This window comes from Streptomyces afghaniensis, from assembly GCF_044327915.1.
Classification (GTDB): domain Bacteria; phylum Actinomycetota; class Actinomycetes; order Streptomycetales; family Streptomycetaceae; genus Streptomyces; species Streptomyces afghaniensis.
The window spans coordinates 76278-99300 of record NZ_JBIRGJ010000011.1 but is presented as its reverse complement, the minus strand read 5'-3'; the positions used below and the strand labels follow the sequence as shown (position 1 = coordinate 99300).

At 73.2% G+C, this 23023-nt stretch carries 19 protein-coding genes and 1 pseudogene; 13 read left to right on the top strand and 7 right to left on the bottom strand.

Going from position 1 to position 23023, the window contains the following annotated elements; translation table 11 throughout:
- The gene (locus ACH4G3_RS36940) at positions 1 to 1839 is read right to left on the bottom strand and encodes a hypothetical protein (RefSeq protein WP_397628564.1); all 1839 of its coding nucleotides are present in this window, start codon (positions 1837 to 1839) and stop codon (positions 1 to 3) included.
- A gap of 258 nt (positions 1840 to 2097) precedes the next feature.
- Here ACH4G3_RS36940 and ACH4G3_RS36935 point away from each other — a divergent pair, with 258 nt between their 5' ends.
- The 3 genes from ACH4G3_RS36935 (at position 2098) to tgmB (ending at position 3732) form a co-directional block, all read left to right on the top strand.
- On the top strand, positions 2098 to 2409 hold the full coding sequence (locus ACH4G3_RS36935) for a YkvA family protein (protein ID WP_037669519.1): 312 nt from the start codon (positions 2098 to 2100) through the stop codon (positions 2407 to 2409).
- A 131-nt stretch (positions 2410 to 2540) separates the two neighbouring features.
- Positions 2541 to 2732 carry a putative ATP-grasp-modified RiPP gene (gene tgmA, locus ACH4G3_RS36930; protein WP_354742624.1) on the top strand — a complete coding sequence of 64 codons (192 nt, stop codon included), beginning with the start codon at positions 2541 to 2543 and terminating at the stop codon, positions 2730 to 2732.
- A 16-nt stretch (positions 2733 to 2748) separates the two neighbouring features.
- Entirely contained in the window at positions 2749 to 3732 is a 984-nt protein-coding gene (gene tgmB / locus ACH4G3_RS36925; RefSeq protein WP_397628563.1) for an ATP-grasp ribosomal peptide maturase, read from the top strand.
- A gap of 31 nt (positions 3733 to 3763) precedes the next feature.
- Here the strand turns inward: tgmB and ACH4G3_RS36920 are convergent, their stop codons facing one another.
- Positions 3764 to 3967 (bottom strand): hypothetical protein, encoded by a 204-nt coding sequence (locus tag ACH4G3_RS36920; RefSeq protein WP_397628562.1) that lies wholly within the window; start codon positions 3965 to 3967, stop codon positions 3764 to 3766.
- Positions 3968 to 4106: 139 nt separating this feature from the next.
- A complete protein-coding gene (locus ACH4G3_RS36915) occupies positions 4107 to 4580 on the bottom strand; it encodes a hypothetical protein (protein ID WP_397628561.1) in 474 nt (157 codons plus the stop codon).
- A gap of 189 nt (positions 4581 to 4769) precedes the next feature.
- Between ACH4G3_RS36915 and ACH4G3_RS36910 the strand changes: the two genes are divergently transcribed.
- On the top strand, positions 4770 to 5786 hold the full coding sequence (locus ACH4G3_RS36910) for a GlxA family transcriptional regulator (RefSeq protein WP_397628560.1): 1017 nt from the start codon (positions 4770 to 4772) through the stop codon (positions 5784 to 5786).
- Positions 5787 to 5793: 7 nt separating this feature from the next.
- Here ACH4G3_RS36910 and ACH4G3_RS36905 read toward each other — a convergent pair whose 3' ends face one another.
- Entirely contained in the window at positions 5794 to 6045 is a 252-nt protein-coding gene (locus tag ACH4G3_RS36905) for a DUF5133 domain-containing protein (protein WP_020272612.1), read from the bottom strand.
- 139 nt (positions 6046 to 6184) lie between these two features.
- On the bottom strand, positions 6185 to 7042 hold the full coding sequence (locus ACH4G3_RS36900) for an aldo/keto reductase (protein WP_397628559.1): 858 nt from the start codon (positions 7040 to 7042) through the stop codon (positions 6185 to 6187).
- A 292-nt stretch (positions 7043 to 7334) separates the two neighbouring features.
- Here ACH4G3_RS36900 and ACH4G3_RS36895 point away from each other — a divergent pair, with 292 nt between their 5' ends.
- The 6 genes from ACH4G3_RS36895 (at position 7335) to ACH4G3_RS36870 (ending at position 17876) form a co-directional block, all read left to right on the top strand.
- Positions 7335 to 8912 carry an acyl-CoA carboxylase subunit beta gene (locus tag ACH4G3_RS36895; RefSeq protein WP_397628558.1) on the top strand — a complete coding sequence of 526 codons (1578 nt, stop codon included), beginning with the start codon at positions 7335 to 7337 and terminating at the stop codon, positions 8910 to 8912.
- A gap of 61 nt (positions 8913 to 8973) precedes the next feature.
- On the top strand, positions 8974 to 10734 hold the full coding sequence (locus ACH4G3_RS36890; RefSeq protein ID WP_397628557.1) for a fatty acyl-AMP ligase: 1761 nt from the start codon (positions 8974 to 8976) through the stop codon (positions 10732 to 10734).
- Complete coding sequence (locus ACH4G3_RS36885; protein ID WP_397628556.1) at positions 10731 to 14756, top strand: beta-ketoacyl synthase N-terminal-like domain-containing protein; 4026 nt, start codon at positions 10731 to 10733, stop codon at positions 14754 to 14756. The genes ACH4G3_RS36890 and ACH4G3_RS36885 overlap by 4 nt, the downstream gene beginning before the upstream one ends.
- A 21-nt stretch (positions 14757 to 14777) precedes the next feature.
- Positions 14778 to 15737: an alpha/beta hydrolase gene (locus ACH4G3_RS36880; protein ID WP_397628555.1), complete on the top strand. Its 960-nt coding sequence runs from the start codon at positions 14778 to 14780 to the stop codon at positions 15735 to 15737.
- Between the two features lie 122 nt (positions 15738 to 15859).
- Positions 15860 to 17080 carry a PucR family transcriptional regulator gene (locus tag ACH4G3_RS36875; RefSeq protein ID WP_397628816.1) on the top strand — a complete coding sequence of 407 codons (1221 nt, stop codon included), beginning with the start codon at positions 15860 to 15862 and terminating at the stop codon, positions 17078 to 17080.
- Between the two features lie 154 nt (positions 17081 to 17234).
- The gene (locus tag ACH4G3_RS36870; protein WP_397628554.1) at positions 17235 to 17876 is read left to right on the top strand and encodes a cutinase family protein; all 642 of its coding nucleotides are present in this window, start codon (positions 17235 to 17237) and stop codon (positions 17874 to 17876) included.
- Positions 17877 to 17948: 72 nt separating this feature from the next.
- On the opposite strand, the pseudogene ACH4G3_RS36865 reads toward ACH4G3_RS36870, so the two are convergent.
- Positions 17949 to 19658, bottom strand: a pseudogene (locus ACH4G3_RS36865) (hypothetical protein); the annotation flags it as partial.
- Between the two features lie 173 nt (positions 19659 to 19831).
- On the opposite strand from ACH4G3_RS36865, the gene ACH4G3_RS36860 reads away from it, so the two are divergent.
- From ACH4G3_RS36860 to ACH4G3_RS36850, 3 genes are all read left to right on the top strand, one after another.
- Complete coding sequence (locus tag ACH4G3_RS36860; RefSeq protein ID WP_029181052.1) at positions 19832 to 20062, top strand: hypothetical protein; 231 nt, start codon at positions 19832 to 19834, stop codon at positions 20060 to 20062.
- A 47-nt stretch (positions 20063 to 20109) separates the two neighbouring features.
- Positions 20110 to 20523: a VOC family protein gene (locus ACH4G3_RS36855; protein WP_397628553.1), complete on the top strand. Its 414-nt coding sequence runs from the start codon at positions 20110 to 20112 to the stop codon at positions 20521 to 20523.
- A gap of 270 nt (positions 20524 to 20793) precedes the next feature.
- Positions 20794 to 21798: a substrate-binding domain-containing protein gene (locus ACH4G3_RS36850; RefSeq protein ID WP_397628552.1), complete on the top strand. Its 1005-nt coding sequence runs from the start codon at positions 20794 to 20796 to the stop codon at positions 21796 to 21798.
- Here the strand turns inward: ACH4G3_RS36850 and ACH4G3_RS36845 are convergent.
- Positions 21795 to 22811, bottom strand: a complete 1017-nt coding sequence (locus ACH4G3_RS36845; protein ID WP_397628815.1) for a LacI family DNA-binding transcriptional regulator — start codon at positions 22809 to 22811, stop codon at positions 21795 to 21797. The two genes, ACH4G3_RS36850 and ACH4G3_RS36845, sit on opposite strands and share 4 nt — an antisense overlap.
- Positions 22812 to 23023: the final 212 nt, after the last annotated feature.

Sequence of the window (23023 nt, the reverse complement as noted above, 5' to 3'; positions counted from 1 at the left end):
TCACTCCGCCATCTGGCGTACCTCGGGCGCCGGTGCGGGCGCCCACTGTCTGGCCGCGAGAGGCGCCACCATACGGAAGACCAGCGCGACGAGGGCCAGCAGTGCCGCGCACACGGCGGCCGTGGCGGCGAGCCATGACGGGGCGAGTGCGAGGTCCGCGGCCCGGGACAGGGACCCCGACGGGAAGGAGCTCCTGTACGCCTGGGCCGCGGCCAGGACCGTGGGCACCACCACCGCCCCGGCCAGCACCACCGCGACGGGGCGCAGCGCCAGCAGCAGGGCCAGAACCGTGCACAGCACCGACAGTCCGAGGGCCAACGCGTGCAGGTGCAGGGACGCTCCGCCGCGTTGCAGCGGGAAGTGGGCCACCGCGCACAGGACCAGCGCCAGGGCCGCGAGCCAGCCCGACCACGACACGGACCTGGCCAGCCGGTCCGTGGCACGGGCCCGGTCCGCAGGCGGGTCGTCGCGCGTCCGGCGGGTCTCACCGTCCGGAGCCGGGCGTGCCGCACGGCGCTTGCCCGGCCGGCCGGGCTTCTCGGGGTGCCCGGTCGCCTCGTCCGGACGTGACGTCCCGGCCGGCAGGCGCCCGTTGCGGTCCAGACGTTCCAGGCCCAGGCGGTCGATCAGCTCGACCAGCTCCCCGACGGACCGGCGGGTGGCGGCTGCTCGGAGTGCCTCCTCGCGGACGTGGGGCATCTGCGGCTCCTTGTGCAGGAGGGTCACCAGCCGGGTCACCTCCTCCACCGGGCGGTGGGCGGCCGCGGCCCGGATCGCCTCGTCCGCGCTGTCGGCGGCGCGCGGGGGCTTCGTCAGCAGAGCGATCAGCCGGGAGACGTCCTCGACGGGACGGGCCACTCCGGCCGTGCGCAGCGCGTCGACCCTCGCCTCCGCGTGGTCGGGCGACTCCTCCAGCGAGGTGATGAGGGCGACGACCTCCTCCAGGGGCCGGTCCGCCACGGCGGCGTGCACCAGGTCGCTGACGGCGTCGCCGTACGGCACCGCGGGGCCCTGCGCGGTGCCGGGCCGGAGCTCCACCGGGTTGTCGTCGAGGGAGCGGATGACGAACGGCCGCGCGCTCGGCTGGTCCGTCTCGTCCTGGCCGGGCGCGGCGGGCTGAGCGGGGTCGCCCGGCTCGGGCTCGGGAGGCCGCGCGGCCTCGTCCGGGCCGGAGGCGGCGGGCCGGGCGGGCTCGGCCGGTGCCTGGTCCGTACGGTCCGGGGCGGGAGCAACAGGCCGTGCCTCAGCGGGATCCAGCCATTCCTGTGCGGGCGGGGCCGGGCGCGACTCCGCGGGGTCCGTCCAGTCCTGGGCCGGCGCCGCGGACCGCTCGACCGCCGGGTTCGATCCGGAGGGAGCGGACAGCGTGCTCTCATCGACCGGGGCGGGGGTGGCAAACCAGCCGGTCGCCGTGCGCGAGCCGGGGGCGGCGGGCATGGTCGCCGGGTCCGCCTGGTCCGAGCCAGGGGCGGCAGCCTGCGCCGGACCCTGCGCGGTCTCGTGCACCCGTTCCGACCGGTCCAAGCCGGTCGCGGCGGGCCCGGCGGAGCTCATGTCCGCCCCGGCCGAGACCGGCGTGGCGGGCTGGTCCGGGCCCGGGGCGGCGGGCTGGGCGCCCGCATCGGCCGCCGGGTGAGCGCCGAGGGCACCGGGCTCGTCGCCCCGCCGGTCGGAAGCGCCGTAGGTCTCGCGCGAACCGGCGGCGGGCTGCGTGCTCGTCTGCTCCACCTGGTGCGTGCCGGTGGCGGCGGTCGTCTCGGCGGACGGCTGGGCGGACCCGTTCGGCTCGTCGGTTATGGCAGATTCGTTCGAGCGGGGTGATGAAGAGCAGGTGGTCATACTCGCCTCCATGGGGAAGAGTGCGGCCGCTCCTGCGCCCCCCGTCGTCTGACGAGCGACGTTACGCTGACCATTACTAGGCGCCCCCGTCACACCGTGCCACTCGGGTGAGCCACCGGGATGACCGCCCGCACCGCGGCGGCACGGAAAATCCGCCGACGCGCCGATATGTCGGGCCTCGGCCGCAATACAGCCGCCGGAAACGGGAATCCAGGAAGGGACACCCCGTGTCGCGGCACGCCATGAGGAGGGCAGCCCGTGGATACGACCACAACGGTGATCACGATGGCCGCGGTTCTCGCGGCCATCGTCCTCGCCTTCGCCGTCGGCATCCTCGTGCGACTGGTCAGGACCCGGCGCGAGCTGCGTCGCGCGGGACTGCCCACGGGCCCGCGCTGGGTCTTCTGGGGCGCGGTTCTCTATTTCGTGCTGCCCGCCGACGTGCTGCCCGATCCGGTGTACCTGGACGACATCGGGGTCCTGCTGCTCGCTCTGCGCACCGTGCGCGGCTCCCTCGGCGAGCGGGAGCGCGGTACGGCACACCGGCCGGACCGCCAACCGGCCCGATGACTACGGAAAGTAAGGAAACCAACCACCCGTTCGATTCGTATAAGTCTCTGGGAGCCGAAACGAGTCGGCGGACCGGGTGGCCGTGCCCCTGGATCCGGCTCGATCGGCGCAGCACCGACGAGGGAGAGACGATGCAACCGTTCGCGCTCAACTACGCGCGCCCGGCAGTGGAGTTGGAAGCTGCCATTCCGTACGTGTACGACGCCGGACTCCAGTTGAACGTGCTCCACGACGGCCGGGTGGCCGCCTGCGACTTCGCCCTGTTGAGGGAGGTCGGCACCACGACGTCCACCGCCGGCTCCAAGACGCACTTCGACGACTGACCGCGGGCCGCCGAAGATGACGGTACTGATCCTCACCTGCGAGGAGGACGTGACCGCGGACATGGTGGTCGTGCACCTGAACGCGGCCGGGATTCCGGTGGTCCGTGTCGACCCCGCCGATCTGACCGGCGGTGTTGCGCTGTCCGGGGAGTACGTCCACGGCCGTTTCCGCGGCCACCTGTCCGCCGGGGGGCGACTGGTGAGCATCGGCGGGCTGCGGTCGGTCTGGGTGCGCAGGCCGGGCACCCCGGCGGGGCGGGCGGCGCAGCCGTCCGCGTGGCTGACCGAGGAGGCCGCCCAGGCGCTCTACGGCATGCTGCGGGGCTCGGACGCGCGCTGGATGAACCACCCCGACGCGGCCCGCCGGGCCCGGCACAAGCCCTGGCAGCTGCGGCTGGCCCAGCGGTGCGGCCTGCCCGTGCCGGCGACGCTGATCACGACCTTCCCGCGCGCCGCCCGCGAGTTCTCGGAGCGCTACCCGGACCTGGTGGTCAAACCGGTGTCGGGCGCGCATCCGCAGGACCCGCCCCGGGCCGTGCCGACCAGCCGGGTCGCGCCGGACACGGACTTCTCCGCCGTCGCCTTCGGGCCGACGCTGTTCCAGCGGCGGATCTCCAAGCGCGCCGACATCCGTCTCACCGTGGTGGGTGACCGGATGCTGGCGGCCCGCAAGGCGGCCGCCGCGGACGCGGACCCCGACGAGGTGGACGTGCGGTTCGCCGCGCCCGGCGCGCCGTGGCGGCCCACCGATGTGCCGTCGCGCATCGCGCCGGGCGTCCGGGCCTATCTGCGGGAGGCGGAACTGGCGTACGGGGCCTTCGACTTCGTCGAGGACGCCGACGGGACCTGGTGGTTCCTGGAGTGCAATCAGTCGGGGCAGTTCGGGTTCGTCGAGGTGGAGACGGGCCAGCCGATCGCCCGCACCATCGCCGAGTGGCTGGCCCGCCCCGTCCCCGCGGAGCCGTCGCACGTCAACGGCGCGGACCGGACGGCCTGTTGAGTACCGGGACCGGCCGTCCACCGGTCCTGGTTCACTGCTGCCGCGGCCCGGGCAGCATGGCCGTACGCTGCCATCCGGTGCCCTGGGAGTGCGGGCGGTCGTAGCCGGGGGACTGTGCGGGCCGCATGACCAGCTCCAGTTCCCTGCTCACGCGTTCGGCCTCGCGGCGAACCTGTGTGGGCACATCGCCGCACTCCGCGATGAGTCGGTCGTAGATGGGGGAATCCTGGAACACCCGTCAACGCGCCTTTCTGCTCGTCGGCCCCGTGCGGGGGCGAGAGAGCCGAGTGTAGGCGGACCGGTGACCCGGAGTGTGAATTACCGGGGTGGACTTGACGCAGGCCGGACATCCGTGACATGCGGGCGGCCGGGGCTCAGGCTCCTGTCGTGGAGCCCGGCCGGACGATCATCAGGACGGTGACCGTCGCCCACAGGAGGTTGAAGATGCCGGTGAACATGGCGAGTTGCACCGTGTTCCGGTGCTCGACGGCCTGTTCGCCCTTCAGTTGGCCAAGGAGCTCTTCCTGGCGCGGCAGGACGAAGGCGACCAGGATGCCCGCGGCGGCGGCGGTCAGCGCGATGGACGTGACGAGCCATCCACTGCCCAGGACGCCCATCGCGGCACCGGTGGCGAACCCGAAGAGCGGGACGGTCAGTCCGATGCCGGCGTAGACGCGGCAGATGCGGTGCAGCAGCGCGACCGTGCTCACCGCGGACGCGTCGGGGGCATGGCCGCCCGCGGGGACGGCGCGGCGCGCCGCGGGCGGGAACATGCTGGCCGCGACGGTCACGGGACCGATGGCGACGATGGCTGCGAGCACGTGCAGGGACAGCAGGATCTTGGTCACCGGGACTCTTTCCAGGATGCGATCGACGGTGGCGGGCCCACGTTAGGGAGCCCGGACGTGATCGCCCATGGGCTGGAACGACAGCTTCCAACGGATTCCCGCCAACTTGTCTGACCTGCTCTCTTGTACCGCGGGCCGATGCTTCGCCCGGTTCGTGCGCCTGGCGGGAATGCGCCTAGGGTGGCGGTCATGCACTCCGTGGCGATCCTGGTTCTCGACCGAGTGGTGCCGTTCGACATGGCGGCGCCCCAGCAGACGTTCGCCTGGACCCATATGCCGGACGGGCGGCCGGCCTACCGGGTCCGGTTGTGTGCCGAGACGCCGGAGGTGCGCGCGGACGGCGGTTTCACCCTGCGCATCGACCGGGGCCTCGACGCGCTGGCGGAGGCCGACACGATCATCGTGCCGGGCTGTTCCCCCGAGGCGCCGCCGCCGTCGGCCCGAGTGCTGGCGGCGCTGCGGCAGGCCGCCGAGGCCGGTACCCGGATCGCGTCCGTGTGCGTGGGGGCCTTCGTGCTGGCGGAGGCCGGGCTGCTGGACGGGCTGCGCGCCACCACGCACTGGGTGGCAGCGGATGACCTGGCCCGCCGGTTCCCGCGCGTCGAGGTGCAACCGGACGTGCTGTACGTCGACAACGGACAGATCCTCACCTCGGCCGGTGCGGCGGCCGCGCTGGACCTGTGTCTGCACATGATCCGGCGGGATCTGGGGTCGGCCGTCGCGGCGAACATCGCCCGGATGTCGGTCATGCCGCTGGAACGGGAGGGCGGGCAGGCCCAGTTCATCGTGCACGAGCACCCGCCGGTGCCGCGGGGGTCGGCGCTGGAGCCGCTGCTGGAGTGGATCGAGGACAACCTCGCGCACGAGGTGACGCTGAGCGCGCTGGCGGAGCGTGCCGGGATGAGCGAGCGGACGTTCAGCCGCCGTTTCCGGGAGCAGACCGGCACGACGCCGTTGCAGTGGCTGCTGCGGGCGCGGGTGCGGCGCGCCCAGTACCTGCTGGAGAACACCGACCACTCCGTGGAACGGATCGCGCGGCAGGCGGGGTTCGGCTCGCCGACGGCGTTCCGGGAGCGGTTCCGCAAGGTGGTGGGAACGACGCCGTACGCCTATCGCACGGCGTTCCACGGGAAGACGAACGCCCCGGCGGCCCGTTCGCAGGCCGCCGGGGCGGTACCCGGTCAGGCCGGGCTTCACGTGATGTGACGAGGTTTCAGCCGACCAGTGTCAGCCCGTTCTCCCCGTCCGCGTCAGCTTTCTCGGACCGCTCCTTGGTGAGCAGCAGGGTGTCGGCCTTGGCGATGGCGTCGGTGATGTCGGACGTTCCCATCATCACGCACAGCGTGTAGCTGACGTCCTCAAGCTCGCGTGCCGCCGTCGGCACGTGCCTCTCCGCCTGAGCGATCCTCAGCGACGCATACCGCGTCAGCAACTCCCTGACGGCCTTCCGGTCCGGTACGAGCACGTAGCGCCCCTCTCTCTGTTTTCGCTGCGTATGCCCGAACCACGCGGAAACATTCACACCTTTTTCTCACCAGGGGTGGATTTGACGAGAAACTGATCGTCTCTGACTGCCCGTCAAGGGAGTTGGGCCCGTGGTCTGCTCAGGCCGCGTCCAGCTCCGCCAGCTCCTGCGGCGTCAGGGTGAGGTCGGTCGCGGCGAGCGAGTCACGGATGGTCTCGGGGCGGCTGGCGCCCGGGATCGGGACGACCACGGGCGACTTGGCGAGCATCCACGCCAGGCACACCCGCTGCGGGCTCACGCCGCGCGCCTCGGCGACACGGGCGAACGCCGCGTGCCCCGAGCCGAGTTCGCCGGCCTTCGAGATTCCGCCGAGAGGGCTCCAGGGCAGGAAGGCGATGCCGAGTTCGTCGCACAGGTCCAGCTCCGGCTCGCTGGAGCGGAAGGCCGGGGAGAACTGGTTCTGCACGGAGACCAGACGGCCGCCGAGGATCTCCTGGGCCTGCCGGATCTGCTCCGGGTTCGCGTTGGAGATGCCGGCCATGCGGATCTTGCCCTCGTCGAGCAGGTCCCGGATCGCGCCGACGGACTCGGCATAGGGGACGCGCGGGTCGGGGCGGTGGAACTGGTAGAGCCCGATGGCCTCGACGCCCAGCCGGCGCAGGGACGCCTCGCAGGCCTCCTTGAGGTGGCGGGGGCTGCCGTCCAGCGTCCAGCTGCCGTCACCGGGGCGCAGGTGGCCGCCCTTGGTGGCGACCAGGACGTCGCCGCCGCGACCGTGGGAGGCGAGGGCCTTGGCTATCAGGGTCTCGTTGTGACCGACCTCGTCGGCGCCGCGGTGGTAGGCGTCCGCGGTGTCGATCAGGGTCACTCCGGCGTCGAGCGCGGCGTGGACGGTGGCGAGGGAGCGTTCCTCGTCGGGTCGTCCCTCGATGGACATGGGCATCGCGCCCAGGCCGATCGCGCTGACGTCGACATCACCGATGCGGCGGGTGTGCATGTGCTCGTGACCTCTTCCGGCTGTCGCTGAGGCTGTTCGTGCGATGGTCCACTCCAGCCTGGACGCCGGTTGGCCAGAGGTCCAATAGGAGAACGAGAACGCATTCAGCACTCGTGCAGCTGAATCCCGCCGCGGCCGGGCGGGCGGTCCCTCCGCCGGGCAGACCGGCGGTCGCTTGTCACGCGGGGATGAAAGCCCGCGCCGATGGACTCACGTCCCCCACACAGAACGGCGATCCGCCCGGCACTCCCCCACCTCACTGCCATATTCGAGAACCGCTTCGGAGGTGGTTGTGAGCACAGAGGTGACAGCATCCGGTCCGGGGGAAACGGCGGCACACGTGCCCGGGAGCACAGCGGAGCGCGTCGCCGGCCTGGAACGCCGCCGCGAGCAGGCGGTGGCCCCGGGCGGGCCGCGCAGACGCGGGGAGTTCTCGGCCCGGGAGCGGATCGAACGGCTCGTGGACAAGGACTCCTTCACGGAGACCGGCCTGTTCGTCCGTGCCCGGCCCGCCGCGCAGGGCGGCGCCCGCCGCCCCTGCGGTGACGGCGTGGTCACCGGGTACGGCACGGTGGACGGCCGCCCGGTGTGCGTGTTCGCCCAGGACTCCACGGTGTTCGGCGGCAGCATGGGCGAGGCCTTCGGCGAGAAGACCGTGGCGCTGATGGACCTGGCCCTGAAGACCGGCTGCCCGGTGATCGGCCTCAACGACTCCGGCGGGGCCCGCATCCAGGAGGGCGTCGCCTCGCTCGCCCTCTACGCCGAGCTGGTGCGCCGCAACGTCAAGGCGTCCGGGGTGATCCCGCAGATCTCGGTCGTCCTGGGGCCGTGCGCGGGCGGCGCCGCGTACTCACCGGCGATCACCGACTTCACGGTGATGGTGGACGGCGCCTCGCACATGTTCGTCACCGGCCCGGACGTCATCGAAACCGTCACCGGCGAGCGCACCACGGCCGAGGAACTGGGCGGCGCCCGCACCAGCAACTCCGTCAACGGCAACGCGCACTTCCTGGCCGCCGACGAGGAGGACGCCCTCGACACCGTGCGCGACCTGCTGTCGTACCTCCCGGCCAACAACCTGGAACGACCCCCGGAGTACGCTCCCGGGCATCCGCCGCCCGGCGCCGATCTCGACGAGGTCGTCCCGGACCGGCTGGGCGAGGCGTACGACATGCGGGCGATCCTGCACGCGGTCGTCGACGACGGTGAACTGCTCCAGGTGCAGGAGCTGTTCGCGCCGAACATCATCTGCGCCCTGGCCCGGGTCGAGGGCCGCTCGGTGGGTGTCGTCGCCAACCAGCCGCTGCACGCCGCCGGGGTCCTCGACATCGACGCCTCCGAGAAGGCGGCCCGGTTCGTACGGTTCTGCGACGCGTTCGGCATCCCGCTGCTGACCTTCGCCGACGTGCCCGGGTATCTGTCCGGGGTACGGCAGGAGCAGGCCGGCATCATCCGGCGCGGCGCGAAGCTGCTGTACGCCTACGCCGAGGCGACCGTCCCCAAGGTCACGGTCGTGGTGCGCAAGGCGTACGGCGGCGGATACGCGGTGATGGGCTCCAAGCATCTGGGCGCCGACGTGAACCTCGCCTGGCCCACCGCCCGGATCGCCGTCATGGGCGCCGAGGGGGCCGTGGGCGTGCTGCACCGGCGGGAACTCGCCGCGGCCGACGATCCCGAGGCGCTGCGCGCCCGCCTGCTCACCGCGTACGAGCGCACCCACGGCACGCCCTATCTCGCCGCCGAACGCGGCTACGTCGACGCCGTCATCGCGCCGCGCGAGACCCGGGAGCAGGTCTGCCGCGCGCTGCGCGCCCTGCGCGGCAAACGCGCGCCGATGCCGGAACGCCGGCACGGCAACATCCCCCTCTAGCCGCCCCCCTCCCGCCCTTCGCGACCCCTAGGCCGATCCGCGCCGTGAGGAGCCCCGCCTGATGGACAGCCGCCGCCCCCCGCTCGCGCCCGTGTGCCCGACGTTGCCGGAGTACGTCCGGCACTGGGCCGAAAACACCCCGGACCGCCGGGCCTTCACCTTCGTCGAGCACCCGGCACCGCACTCGCGCGGCGTCCACCGCACCCTGACCTGGCGCCGTCTGGACGTACGGGTGCGGGCACTGGCCGCGCGCCTCGCCGGTCAGGCCGGTCCGGGCGACCGGGTCGCGCTGCTGTGCCCGCAGGGCACGGAGTACGTGACCGCCTTCCTCGCGGCCCTGGCCGCCGGGCTGGTCGCCGTGCCGCTGTATCCGCCGGGCCTGCCCGGGCACGCGGACCGGCTCGCGGGCGTCCTGGCCGACGCGCGTTGCTCGGTCGTCGTGACCACGAGCCGCTGCCGGGACGAGGTGTGCGACTTCCTCGGCCCCGACGGACCGCGGATCGTCGTGGCCGACCAGGTGCCCGACGACCACGCCCGGGACTGGCGGCCGGTCCCGCCGGACGCCGGGGCGACCGCCTATCTGCAGTACACCTCCGGTTCGACCCGCGCCCCGGCCGGTGTGGAGATCAGCCACGGCAACGTCGTCGCCAACGCCCGCCAGGCACTGACCGCCTACGGCGCCGACGCCCGCCCGGTGACCTGTGTGGGCTGGCTGCCGCTCTACCACGACATGGGGCTGGTGCTCAGCGTCGCGGCCCCCGTGACACGAGGGGCGCTGTCGGTGCTGATGGACCCGGCCGCGTTCCTGCACGAGCCGGTGCGCTGGCTGCGGCTGCTCTCCGCGCATCCGAACGCGGTGAGCGCCGCGCCCAACTTCGCCTACGACTACTGCGCCGCGACCGTCTCCGACGACCAGAAGGAGGGGCTGCGGCTGGACCGGGTGACGGCGCTGATCAACGGCAGTGAGCCGGTCCGCCCGGGCACGGCCGACCGTTTCCACGCCGCGTTCGCCGGGCAGGGCCTGGCGCCCGGGACGCACTGCCCGTCGTACGGGCTGGCCGAGGCCACCGTGTTCGTCTGCGCGGCCCGGCCGGGTGAGCCGATCGGCCGGTTCGCGCTCGACCGTGACGCCCTGGCCGCCGGGAAGGCCCTGCCGGCGCGGGCGGACGACCCCCGGGCCGTGCTGCTGGCGGGCTGTGGCACCCCCGCGGGCCAGCGGGTCCGTATCGCCGACCCGGTGAGCCGGGCCCTGCTGTCGGAGGGCGAGGTCGGCGAGATCTGGGTGCAGGGGCCGAACGTCGGCCGGGGCTACTGGAACCGGGGACCGGGGGACGTGTTCGGCGCCGGGTTCGCGGACGCCGAAGCCGCTCCGGGCGGCTGGCTGCGGACGGGCGATCTGGGGACGGTCCTGGAAGGGCAGCTGGTCGTCACGGGACGCTTGAAGGACCTGATCATCGTCGACGGCCGCAACCACTATCCGCAGGACGTCGAGGCGACGGCCCAGGAAGCGGACCCGGCGGTGCGCCGGGACCGGCTCGCGGCGTTCGCCGTGCCGGGCAACGGGGTCGAGCGCGTGGTGATCGTGGCGGAGCACGCGCGGACCGCGCGCCTCGCCGAGCTCGACGTGCCGGCCGTGGTGCGGGCCGTGCGCGGCGCCGTCTCCGCCCGGCACGGGCTGCGGCTCGCCGACGTCGTCCTGGTGCCGCCGGGCACGGTGCCGCGTACCTCCAGCGGGAAGGTGTCGCGGGCGCTGACCCGGGTCCGCTATCTGGAGGGCGCGTACGGCGGGCAGGCCGCCGCGGCGGCGGGTGCCGCGGGATGAGGCCCCTCGACGAGGGCGCGCTGCGCCGGCTGATCGCCGAACGGGTGGCCGTCTGGTACGGCGCCTCGCCCGAGAACGTCCCGATGGACCGGCCGCTCGCCGACCTAGGCATGTCCTCGCGGGACGCCGTCGCCCTGGCCGGCGAACTGTCCCGGGCCACGGGGCGGGAACTGCCGACGACACTGCTGTGGGAGACGCCCACCGGTCGGGCCCTGGTGGCGCGGCTGTGCGGCACGCAGGCCGCAGAAGCCTCGGAGGCCTCTGCGGCCCTGGACGCTTCCGGAGCCTCGGGGGCCCCGGAAGCCGGGGCGGCGCCCGGGCCCCGAGCCGGGCTGCCGGGCGTGACGGCCGAGCCGGTCGCCGTCGTCGGGGTCGGCTGCCGGCTGCCCGGCGGGGTGCACGGCCCGGACGGCTACTGGCGGCTGCTGAGCGAGGGCGTCGACGCGATCCGGCGCGTCCCGGAGGACCGCTGGCGCGACTTCACCGCTTTCCCGCCCGCCGACGCGCATCCGTACGGCGGCTATCTCGACGACATCGCCGGGTTCGACGCGGACTTCTTCCGCATCACCCCGCGCGAGGCGGCGGTGATGGACCCCCAGCAGCGGATCCTGCTGGAGGTCGTCCACGAGGCGCTCGACCACGCCGCCGTGCCGGCCGGGTCCCTGGCGGGCACCGCCACCGGGGTGTTCGTCGGGGTGTCGGCCCCCGAGTACGGGCAGCTCACGGGTGCCGATCCGGCCGCCGTCGATCCCTGGGCGCCGGCCGGGGGCGCCCTGAGCGTGACCGCCGGACGGCTCGCCTACGTCCTGGACACGCGGGGGCCGAGCCTGGCCGTCGACACGGCCTGCTCGTCCTCGCTGGTCGCCGTGCACCACGCGTGCGTCAGCCTGCGCACGGGAGAGAGCGACCTCGCGATCGCCGCCGGGGTCAACCTGCTGCTGTCGCCGGCCGTCACCGTCGCCTTCCGCAGAGCGGGCGCGCTCGCCCCGGACGGGCGGTGCAAACCGTTCTCGGCGGCGGCCGACGGCATCGGACGCGGTGAGGGCTGCGCCGCCGTGATCCTGAAGCGGCTGTCCGACGCGGAACGGGACGGCGACCGTGTCCTGGCCGTCGTCCGCGCCACGGCCGTCAACTCCGACGGCCGCTCGAACGGTCTGATGGCGCCCAACCCGGCCGCGCAGCAGGCGCTGCTGGAGAGCGCGTACACGCGGGCAGGGCTCGCCACGGCCCAGGTCGACTACGTGGAGGCGCACGGCACCGGCACCCCGCTGGGCGACCCGATCGAGGCGGGCGCGCTCGCCACCGTGCTGGGCACGGGCCGGGACCCGGACCAGCCGCTGCTGCTGGGTTCCGTCAAGGGCAACCTGGGGCACCTGGAGTCCGCCGCGGGCATCGCGGGCCTGGTGAAGACCGTGCTGGCCCTGCACCACGACAGCATCCCGCCGTCCCTGCACTGCGCGCAGGGCATGTCCCTCCCCGACGAGCGGCTGAGGGTGGTGACCGAGCCGGAGCCCTGGCCCCGCTACGGCGGAACCGCCCTCGCCGGCGTCTCCGGGTTCGGCTTCGGCGGCACCAACGCGCATGTGGTGCTGGAGGAGGGGCCGCCCGGGCTGGTCCCCGTGCGGCCGGCCGAGGAGCCCGTGGCACGCCTGCATGTGCTGTCCGACCTCGACGCGGGGCGCGTCCGCGACACGGCGGGCCGGCTCGCCGACTGGCTGCGCGAGAGCACCGCGCACCCAGCGGACGTGGCCCGGACACTGGCCGGGCGCACCGGGCGCGGTCCCGTACGCGCCGCCGTGGTCGCCCGCGATCGCGCCGAACTCTCCGATGCCCTGGGCGCATTGGCGGCGGGACACCCGGACGCGCGGGTGGTGACCGGTGACCGCGACCGGGTGGGGCGCGGCACGGTGTGGGTCTTCTCCGGCTACGGCTGCCAGTGGCCGGGCATGGGCCGCAGGCTGCTGGCCGAGGAACCCGCGTTCGCCGCCGCCGTGGAGAAACTCGACCCGCAACTCGCCCCGGAGTGCGGCCTGTCCCTGTACGACCACCTGTCCTCCGGGGCCGGCCTGGACCGCCTGGACGTCGCCCAGCCCGTGCTGTTCGGCCTTCAGCTGGCACTCGCCGAGCTGTGGCGTTCGTACGGGGTCGAGCCCGCCGCGGTGGTCGGCCACTCCATGGGCGAGGTCGCGGCGGCGGTGTGCGCGGGCGCGCTGGACGTGACGGACGGGGCCCGTGTCATCGCCGTACGGGCCCGGCTGCTGAGCGGGCTGAGCGGCGGCGCGATGGCCGTGGTGGATCTGGACGACGCCGAACTTGAGTCCCTGGAGCGGGACTTCCCGGGTGTGCATGTCGCCGTGCATTCCTCCCCGCGGCAGAAGGTCGTCACGGGCGAGGAGACCGCGGTGGCCGGGCTCGTGCGCAGGCTGGAGGGGCAGGGCCGGGCGGCCCGGGCCATGCGGGTCGTCGGCGCCGGGCACTCGCCCCAGGTCGACGCGCTGCTGCCGGAACTCGCCGAGGCCCTGTCCGGCGTGCGGGGCCGGCGGCCGCGTGTCCCGGTGTACTCGACCGTCCTGGACGACCCGCGCGGCGACTGCGTGTTCGACGCGGCCCACTGGGCGGCCAACCTCAGGCGGCCCGTCCGTCTGGACCGGGCGCTCGCAGTGGCCGCGGCCGACGGGCACACGGCGTTCGTCGAGATCTCGCCGCACCCGGTGCTGACCGGGGCCGTCGCCGACACCGTGCCCGATGCCCTCGCCCTGGCCACCCTGCGCCGGGACGCCGACGGGGCGGCGGCGTTCGCCGGGCAGCTGGGCGCCCTGTACGTGGCCGGCCAGCGGCTGCCCGTGCCGCCCGGCCGGGTCGTCGACCTGCCGGTGCCCCGGTGGAGGCACGTACGGCACTGGTGGACGGACGGCCGGGCCCGCACCGAGCCGGTGCCAAAACCGGCGGAGCCTCCCGCCGGGGTGGCGGAGCCGTCGTCGGTCCTGGCGCGGCTGACCCGCCATATCACCGTTGTCACCGGGCATCCGCCCACCCGTGTCGCCCCGGGCACCGCCCTGGCCGATCTCGGCCTGGACTCGCTGATGGCCGTCCGGGTCCGCACGGCGGTGGAGCGCGAGTTCGGCGTCGAAGTGCCCCTGCGCGACCTGTTCGCCGCCGCCACGGTCGAGGACGTCGCCGCCCGGATCCGGCACGCCCTCCCCCGCGAGGACACCCCGCTGCGCCCGCTGCGCGCCACCGGTTCCCGGCCCCCGCTGTTCCTGGTCCACGCCGCGGGCGGCCCGGTCACCGTCTACCGGGCGCTCGCCGAGCGGCTCGGGCAGGACCGGCCGGTGTACGGGCTGGAGCGGATCGAGGAGGCCCGGACCGTGCCGGAGAAGGCGCGGCGCTACGCCGAGGCGATCGACGCCGCCCACCCCGAAGGGCCCTGCCCGCTGGGCGGTTGGTCCTTCGGCGGGTTCGTCGCCCAGGAGACCGCGCGGCAACTGACCGCCGCCGGACGGGACGTGCCGCTGGTCGTGCTCCTCGACTCCGTACGCCCCCTCCCCCGGCCCGGCATGACGCGCGCCGACCGGATCCGGGCCCATTTCGAGGGCTTCGCCGGCCACGTCGCCGACGCCTACGGGGTGCGGCTGGAGCTGCCGTACGACGCGCTCGTGGCCATGGACGACGACCGGGACCGCATCGACACCGTGCTGCGGGCGCTGCGCGAGGCCGCCGATGTGCCGCCCGCCGCGCTGGAGCACCAGCGCGCCTCCTACCTGGACATGGGCATCGGGGAGTCGCACCGGCCCGGCGGTTACGAGGGGCCGGTGGTCCTCTACCGCGCCACCGAGCCCGCGCCCCACACGGTGCGCGACCCGGCGTACGAACGGGACGACGAGGCGCTGGGCTGGGACGAGGTGTGCCCGCGCCTGGAGGTCGTGCCGGTGGCCGGTCACCATCTGTCGCTGCTCGATCCGCCGCACGTCGACGAGATCGCCGCCCACCTGAGCCGGGTGCTCGCCGAACGGGCCCCCTGAATCACCGACCGAGGAGCCGCCATGCCCGACCTGCCGCCGAAGTCCGCTGCCGGGGTGTCCCGGCGCACAGTCGCCAGAGCGACGGCCGCCGCCGGCCTCGCCGCCTTGTTGGGGGCCGCGGGCGGCACGGCCCGTGCCGCGGCCGCCACCCGGCTCGGGCCGCGCACGCTGGACGTGTCCGTGCCCTCCGCCGCGCTCGGCCGCAGCGCGCCGGTCCGGCTGATCCTGCCGTCGGACTTCGGTGCGCGGCCGGAGCGGACGTATCCGGTGCTGTATCTGCTGCACGGCGCCCACGACGACTACACGTCCTGGACCCGGGAGACCGACATCGAGGCCTTCACCGAGGGCCGCGATCTGATCGTGGCGATGCCGGACGCGGGCCCCACCGGCATCCCCAGTGTCTGGCGCGGCGGCCCCGACTACGAGACGTTCCAGGTCGAGGAGGTGCCGGCGCTGCTCGCCCGGGACTACCGGGCCTCCGGCGTACGGGCGGTCGCCGGTGTCTCCACCGGAGGCTACGGCGCGATGGCCCACGCGGCCCGGCACCCCGGGGCGTTCACGGCCGCGGCCTCCTACAGCGGCATCCTCGACACCACCGCACCCGGCGTGCCCGCCATCATGGACGCCATCGTCGCCCGCGAGAACCTGCCGGCCGCGTCCCTGTGGGGCCATCCGCTGCTGAACCTTTTGACCTGGCGGGACTTCAATCCTCGGGCCCGCGCGTCCGGGCTGCGCGGCACCGCCCTGTACGTCTCGCAGGGCAGCGGAGTGGGCGGCGGCAGCGGCGGCGACCCGCTGCCCGGGGTGCTGGAGAGCGCCCTGTGGCCCTCGGCGCAGGGCTTCGCCGGCACGCTCGCCCGCCTCGGCATCCGGGCCACCACGCACCTCTACTCGGGAGGAGGACACGACTGGCCTTACTGGAAGCGGGAGTTCACCGCCTCGTGGCCGATGCTCGCCCATGCGCTGGGCGTGCCGGAGTGACGGGGGTGCCGTCGGGGCACGGAACGGAGCGCAGGGGCCGTCCGTCCAACACAGGACTTCCCTCTCGTCTCGGCGGTTACAGTCCGCGGACGAGCCGCTTCCGGTCGAAAGGAGTGTCCGTGATGGCTGTGCCTGCCCAGCACGGCGTGCCGGACCGCCCCGGTATGCCACCGATGCCCCCCGAGCTGGCGGAGCTGCTGCGCGCCCAGCTGGCGGCCGTCGCCGACCAGGTGGAGGAGGAGGTCCGCCGGCAGGTTCCCGAGTACGCGCGGCCCGCCGAGGGGCTGTACGGCAGGAACCTGCGGGCCGGAGTGGTGCAGGCGCTGACCCTGTTCGTCGACCACATCGCCGATCCGCGCGACGACGGGGGCGCGATCGCGGCGACGTACTACGAACTGGGGCGCGGCGAGGCCCTGGAGGGCCGCAGCCTGGACGCCTTGCAGTCCGCGCTGCGGGTCGGGGGGCTGCACGCCTGGCGGTTGATGGGTCGGACGGCGGAGGAACTCGGCCTGGACTCCACGGTCGTGGCGGCGCTCGGCGAGCTGGCGTTCCGGACCGTGCACGAGGTCGCCCAGGCGGCCGCGGCCGGCTACGCGGAGGCCCAGCTGCGCAGCTCGGACGAGCTGGAGCGGCGCCGCAGACGGCTGCTCGACCTGCTGCTGGAGGACGGGCCGGTGGCGCTCGAGGCGGTGCAGGAGCTGGCGCACGGCGCGCGCTGGCCGGTGCCCCGGACGGTCGCCGTCGTGGCGCTCGCGGCGGCGCCGGACCGGCGGGACGAGGACCGGCCGCTGGCCGCGGCGGGCGCGCTGGTGGACATGGAGTCCCGGCCGCCGCGCATGCTGGTGCCCGATCCGGACGGCTCCGGCGGCTTCGGCGGCCGGGCGTTCACGCTCGCGCTGCGCGGCCGGCCCGCCGCGATCGGCCCGACGGTCGCGGTCACCGGCGCCGCGCAGTCGCTGCACCTCGCCAGCCGGGCGCTCGGGCTGATGGGACGCGGGATCCTGCCCCGCCAGGGCGTGGTGCGGTGCGCCGACCATCTGTCGACGCTGCTCCTGTACGGCGACGAGCCGCTGCTGGAACGGCTCCAGGCGCGGGTTCTCGCGCCGCTCGACACGGTCTCGGCCGGGCAGCGCGACCGGCTGGCCGAGACGCTGCTGGCGTGGCTGCTCAGCGGCAGCAACGTGCCGGACGTCGCCGCCCGGCTGCACATCCACCCGCAGACGGTCCGTTACCGCCTGCGCCAGCTGGAGAAGCTCTTCGGCGACGCCCTGCACGATCCGGAAACCCGCCTCGACCTGATTCTCGCGTTGCGCGCGCAGTCACTGCGCACACCACAGAACTGAATTCCGGTACTCGATCGACGACGTACTCATTCGGTGACAAAAAACTGCGGCGATTCCATAATCCCGTCCATAACACTCCGGCAGACACAGCGAATACGTTCGGGCCGTCCTTTTTCGCAGGCGCTCCACGCGCCTCACCCGCGGAGGATTCCCCATGCGTATCCGTTTGTGTCTCGCCGCGCTCTCGCTGGCCGGCGGGGCCGGTCTGGCCACCCTCTCGGCTCCCTCGGCCACGGCCGCTGCCTGCTCCGACGTGGAAGTCGTCTCGGCACGCGGCACCTTCGAGCCGGGCACGCTCGGTTTCATCGTCGGCGACCCGGTGTATTCCGCGCTGCAGAAGAAAGCGACGGGTAAAAGCCTGTCGAGCTATGCGGTGAATTACCCGGCGGACCTTTCCCTGACGTCTGCCGCGCAGGGCAACAGGGACCTGGTGGACCATGTGAAGAGCCAGGCCGCCGCCTGCCCGAATCAGCGGTTCGTGCTCGTCGGCTATTCACAGGGCGCGAACGTCGTCGACAACTCGATCGGCATCAGCAGCGCGGGCGCGGTGGTCGGCAGCCCCATCGTGTCCACGCTGCCGGCGGCGGTCGAGCCGAAGGTCGCCGCGGTGCTGCTGTTCGGCAACCCGATCCGGGCTCTCGGCAAGAGCGTCACGGGCACGTACCAGAGCCGCACCCTGGACATCTGCGCCAAGGGCGACCCGGTCTGCGAGAGCGGCGGCGGCGACGTCGGGGCGCACCTCGGCTACCGCGACAACGCCGACCAGGCGGCCACGTTCGCCGCGGGCAGGCTCTGACCTCGGCAGCGCACCGAAGGGCCCGGGAGGTTCTCCTCCCGGGCCCCTTGTGTGCCGTACGCGAAGGGTCAGCGGCGACCGCGCGAACCCGGCGAGACTGCTCGAGACGATCTCGGGCCGGCCGTTGTTCTGTACGGGCGCGGCGGTCAGGACGTCGAGGTGCTGATAGCCGTCGGCGACCACGGGGTGGAGCTCGGCCGGGACCCGGCCGGCCAGGAGTCCCTCACCGGCGAGGACGGTGAGCACCGGGTTGGCGGTGAGGCCGCCGGGATGCACGACGAGCTTCTTGACCTGAGGCGAGCCGGCCAGCTGGATGTCCGTCACCAGCTTGGTGGGGAAGTACTGCTCGGTGAAGTCCAGCGGCTGCTCGGCCAGGCTGCGGGCCAGTTGCCGCAGGTCGGTGACCTCCTCGCCGGCGGCGGTGAACGGGGTGCCGTCGGCCGACCGGTGGCCGGGGTCGTCGGGGTCGCCGACACGGTCGTAGTTGCGCCAGGTGTACAGCGGTCCCTGCGGCCGGTCCGGGATGGCCTTGTACGCGGTGCCGTACAGCCCGGGCTGCTGGTCACCGCCGTTGGCCACGGGGAAGCTCTTGTCGGCGATCGGCCCGCCGTCGAAGAAGCCGACGCTGGTCTGGAGGAACGCCAGCGGTACGGAATTGTCGTCCAGCAGCGCTCCGAGCACCGCCCCGTTGGTGAGCCGGAAGTCCTTCACGGCGGGCTTGCCTGTGAGGAAGGCGGCGGTGTCCTTGGAGAACAGGAAGCGGTGGGTCGCCTCGATGTTGAGGTTGGAGGGCAGGTACCGGGGCAGGCCGGCCTCGGCGTCCGGGTCCTTGAGGGCGCCCATCCCGGCGATCCCGAGCAGGGTCATGGTCTCGGGGTTGAGCAGCACCGGCGCGGACAGCGTGCGGGGCAGCACCCCGGTGTCGAGCCCGGCCTGCACCACGCCGTAACCGAGGCCGATGTCGGGCAGGTTGGTGTCGTCCGGCAGGCTGCCGCTGAGGTCGGCGAGCGAGGTGGAGACGGTGGTGTCGAGGGCGAAGTAGCCGGCGCACTGGTTGTGGCCGGCGTCCGCCGTGGTGGTGCGGTCGCCGTCGAAGTCGGCGGCGGCGAAGTACCCGGTGATCACACCGCCCAGCGAGTGCCCGCCGCACAGCACCTTCCGCTTGCGCTGCGCCTGGGAGGGCAACTCCGCGGTGAGCAGGTCGTACTGGTCGCGTACGGTCTGCTCGATCCCGAGCTTCGCCATCCACCCCAGTTCCGCGTTGCGGGCGTAGCCGCCGAAGGTCCGGCCGTCGACCTGCTTGCCGCGGTAGTAGTAGTCGACGGCGGTGTGCTGGTCGCCGGAGGCGATGCCGGTGCGGTCCTCCAGGCAGTTGGAGCGCCGGTCCAGCGCCCAGAACTCGATGTGCAGGCCTTGCTCGGCGGCTCGCGCCACGGTGTTGCGGGCGACGCTGTCGAACGCCCCGGCTCCTTCCAGGATGCCGGGCTGGGCGACGAGGACGCGGTCCGCGTCGGCCGAGGCGGCCGGGCCGTCGGCGGAGCGGTAGCGCAGGTACGACAGCCAGTCGCAGGGGGCCGGACGCGGCCCGGCCGACTCCGGCAGCGGCACCTTCACCCGCACCACCGACTCCGTCACCCCGGTCACCGGCGACGTCGACGCGACCGGCGTCTCGGTCCGCGCGCCGTCGGCCCGGGCGCCCGGAACGGCGGCCGTGAGCGTCCCGGCGGTGAGCAGCACCGCCAGTGCGGCGCCGCGCCACTTCCCTCTTCTCGCAAGATTCATGTCCATGCCACGGACGCTAGGGCCACGGCGCGGGGTCCCTCAGGGGGTGCTGATGAGAACTCAGTTTCCGGATCGTGCCTTGTCACCGGCGCACAGGGCCCCGGCGCCCGCACGAGGACCCCTGATGGGCCAGTCGAGCTGCGAACCGGCGGTTTCGGGAGCATGGTGGGGCTATGGACGGTCAACCCCCTGTGGTCGTGCAGCCGCCCGCGTCGGACGGCGGACGGCTGGTGACCATCCACGGCGAGCGCATGGGCGTCGCCTACAGCCTCTTCGACGTGCTGGACCTGCTGCACCGCGAGGGTCTGCCCACCACCGACACGGCCGTCGACGACACCGAGCTGATCGAGTGGCGCGGCGGTGGCCCGTACGACTGGAACAACGGGTCGTCCGACGAGGCGTGAGCCTTCAGCGCCGTCCACATGACAACGGCCCCGTCCCGGAGGTTTTCATGGTCTCGCGTCTCAACCCGTACCTGTCCTTCAACGGCGACGCCCGGCGGGCGTTGGAGTTCTACAAGGAAGTGTTCGGCGGCACCCTGTCCCTCAACACCTACGGCGACTTCGGCCAGGCGGAAGCCCCGAACGCCGACAAGATCATGCACGGCATGCTGGAGACCCCCACCGGCTTCACCCTGATGGGCGCCGACAACCCGCCGGGCATGGAGTCCGCGCCGGGCCAGCCCTTCTCGGTGAGCCTGAGCGGCGACGACGACGCCGAGCTGCGCGGCTACTGGGCGAAGCTCTCCGAGGGCGGCTCGGTGTCGGTGCCGCTGGAGAAGCAGATGTGGGGCGACGTGTTCGGCATGTGCACGGACCGCTTCGGCGTCCCATGGATGGTCAACATCAGCGGATCGGAGAGCTGAGCAGGACCGACCGGACGGTCAGGGACCAGTCCGCCGCGCGGGGCCGCCCGCACACGCCGTGTACTGCCGGTGTGTGCGGGCGGCCCCGTTCTGCCGGAACGTCCTGTTCGCCGGAGTGCCACGTTTGTTGGTACGTCCTGACAAAGCTGTTGACATCACCCGGGGGCGCCCGCATAGTACCTGCCACTAGAGCGCGCTAGTGACGCGCTCCAGTTGCCTCCCCGGAGCGGGCACGGCCCGCTCTCCCCAGCACACCGAGGTGCACCCGACATGCGCAGACACCACAGATCCGCCGCCCTGACCACCGCCGTCCTCATGGGCGCCCTGCTCGCCGCCGGCTGCTCCAGCGGCACCGGCGGGAAGAAGTCCGAGTCCGGCGGCACCGACGCCGCCGCGGGCAAGGCCACCACCCCGCGGATGACCGTCGCCATGGTCACCCACGCGGCGCCCGGCGACACCTTCTGGGACCTGATCCGCAAGGGTGCCCAGGCGGCTGCCGCGAAGGACAACATCAAGCTCGTCTACTCCAGCGACCCCGTCGCCGGAAACCAGGCCAACCTGGTGCAGAACGCCATCGACCAGAAGGTCGACGGCATCGCGCTCACCGCCGCCAAGCCCGACGCCATGAAGGCCGTCGTGGCCAAGGCCAAGGCGGCCGGCATCCCGGTCGTCGGCTTCAACTCCGGCCTGGACAACTGGAAGGAACTCGGCATGCTCGAGTACTTCGGCCAGGACGAGAACATCGCCGGCCAGGCCTTCGGCGAGCGCCTCAACCAGCAGGGCGCCAAGCACGCCGTCTGCGTGATCCAGGAGCAGGGCCAGGTCGCGCTGGAGGCGCGCTGCGCCGGCCTGAAGAAGGGCTTCAAGGGCACGACGGAGAACCTCTACGTCAACGGCACCGACATGCCCTCCGTGAAGTCGACCCTGACGGCCAAGCTCCAGAAGGACTCCAGCATCGACCAGGTGGTCACGCTGGGCGCCCCGATCGCCATGACGGCGGTACAGTCGGTCAAGGACGCCGGCAGCAAGGCCAAGGTCGCCACCTTCGACCTCAACAAGGACCTCGTCGCCGCCATCCAGGGCGGGGACATCCAGTTCGCCGTCGACCAGCAGCCCTACCTCCAGGGCTACCTCGCCGTCGACGGGCTGTGGCTGTACAGGACGAACGGCAACTTCAGCGGCGGCAGCACCGCTCCCGTCCTCACCGGACCGGCCTTCGTCACGAAGGACAACGTCGACAGCGTCGCCGAGTTCGCCAAGAAGGGCACGCGCTAGGCGGACACGCCCTGGGAACCCTCCGCCGGGGCAGGCCCGCTCGTCCCCCGCACCACCAGCTTGGGGTCCAGCACCGCCTCCCTCGGCGGCAATTCCCCGTTCTCCAGCCGTTCGACGGCGAAGCGGACCGCGTGCTCGGCCATGAGGACGGCGTCCTGGCGGACGGTGGTCAGGCCGATCGGCATCAGGTGGGAGAGGTGGCTGTCGTCGTAGCCGACGACGGAGAGGTCGCGCGGGATTTCGACGCCCGCCCGGGTCAGGGCCATCAGCAGCCCCATCGCGCAGCGGTCGTTGCCGGCGAGGACCGCCGTCGGCAGCGGCTGCCCGCCGTCACGTTCGGCCAGCAGCAGCCGGCCGGTCTCGATGCCGGACTCCTCGGTGTGCTCGCCGGGGATCACCCGCGCCCGGTCCTCCAGTCCGTGGCGGCGCATCGCGGCGCGGTAGGCACGCCGCCGCTCGGCCGAACCGGGACCGCGTCCGCCGTCGATGTGCACGATCCGGCGGTGCCCCAGCTCCACCAGGTGGTCCATGGCCTGCCGGACGCCCTTGCCCTCGGCGGAGTGCACGAAGTCGACATGGGCCTGGGGCACCCGGCGGCTGATCGAGACGGCGACCGTCCGGTGTCCGAGCTCGGCGAGGTAGGCGGGGTCGGCGTCCGGGCCGAGCAGGATCACCGCCTCGCAGCGGTGGCTGAGCAGCGCCTCGACCGCCTTGGCCTCGCTGCGGCCGTGGGTGGCGCCGGAGAGCAGGACGTCGTAGCCGAGCCGTTCGGCCTCGGGGTAGATGCCGGTGATGAGGTCCGTGTGGAAGGTCTGGTGCACCGTGAACATCACGCCGAGCGTGCGGCTGCGCCCCCGGGCCAGCAGCCGGGCCGCGCTGTCGGGCCGGTAGCCGATCTCGTCGGCGACGCGCAGGACCCGCTCCCGGGTCTCCTGGCTGGCCCCCGCCTGGTTGCGGAAGATGATCGAGACGAGAGCGCGGGACACGCCCGCCTTCTCGGCGACGTCCGCCATCGTGGGCCGCTGCCTGCCCGATGCATCCACGTGTGAACCCACCCTCCGACGCCGACCACCTTACGGGTGTCCCGCACGGGGCCCGTACCAGGACTCGGCAATCTCCCGGCAACAACCTATTGACATGACATTTGGACAGGGGTCATCGTACTCGAACTAGAGCGCGCTAGTAGAGCGCGTCAGCCTCCCGCCCGCACCCTTCCTCTCCCCGA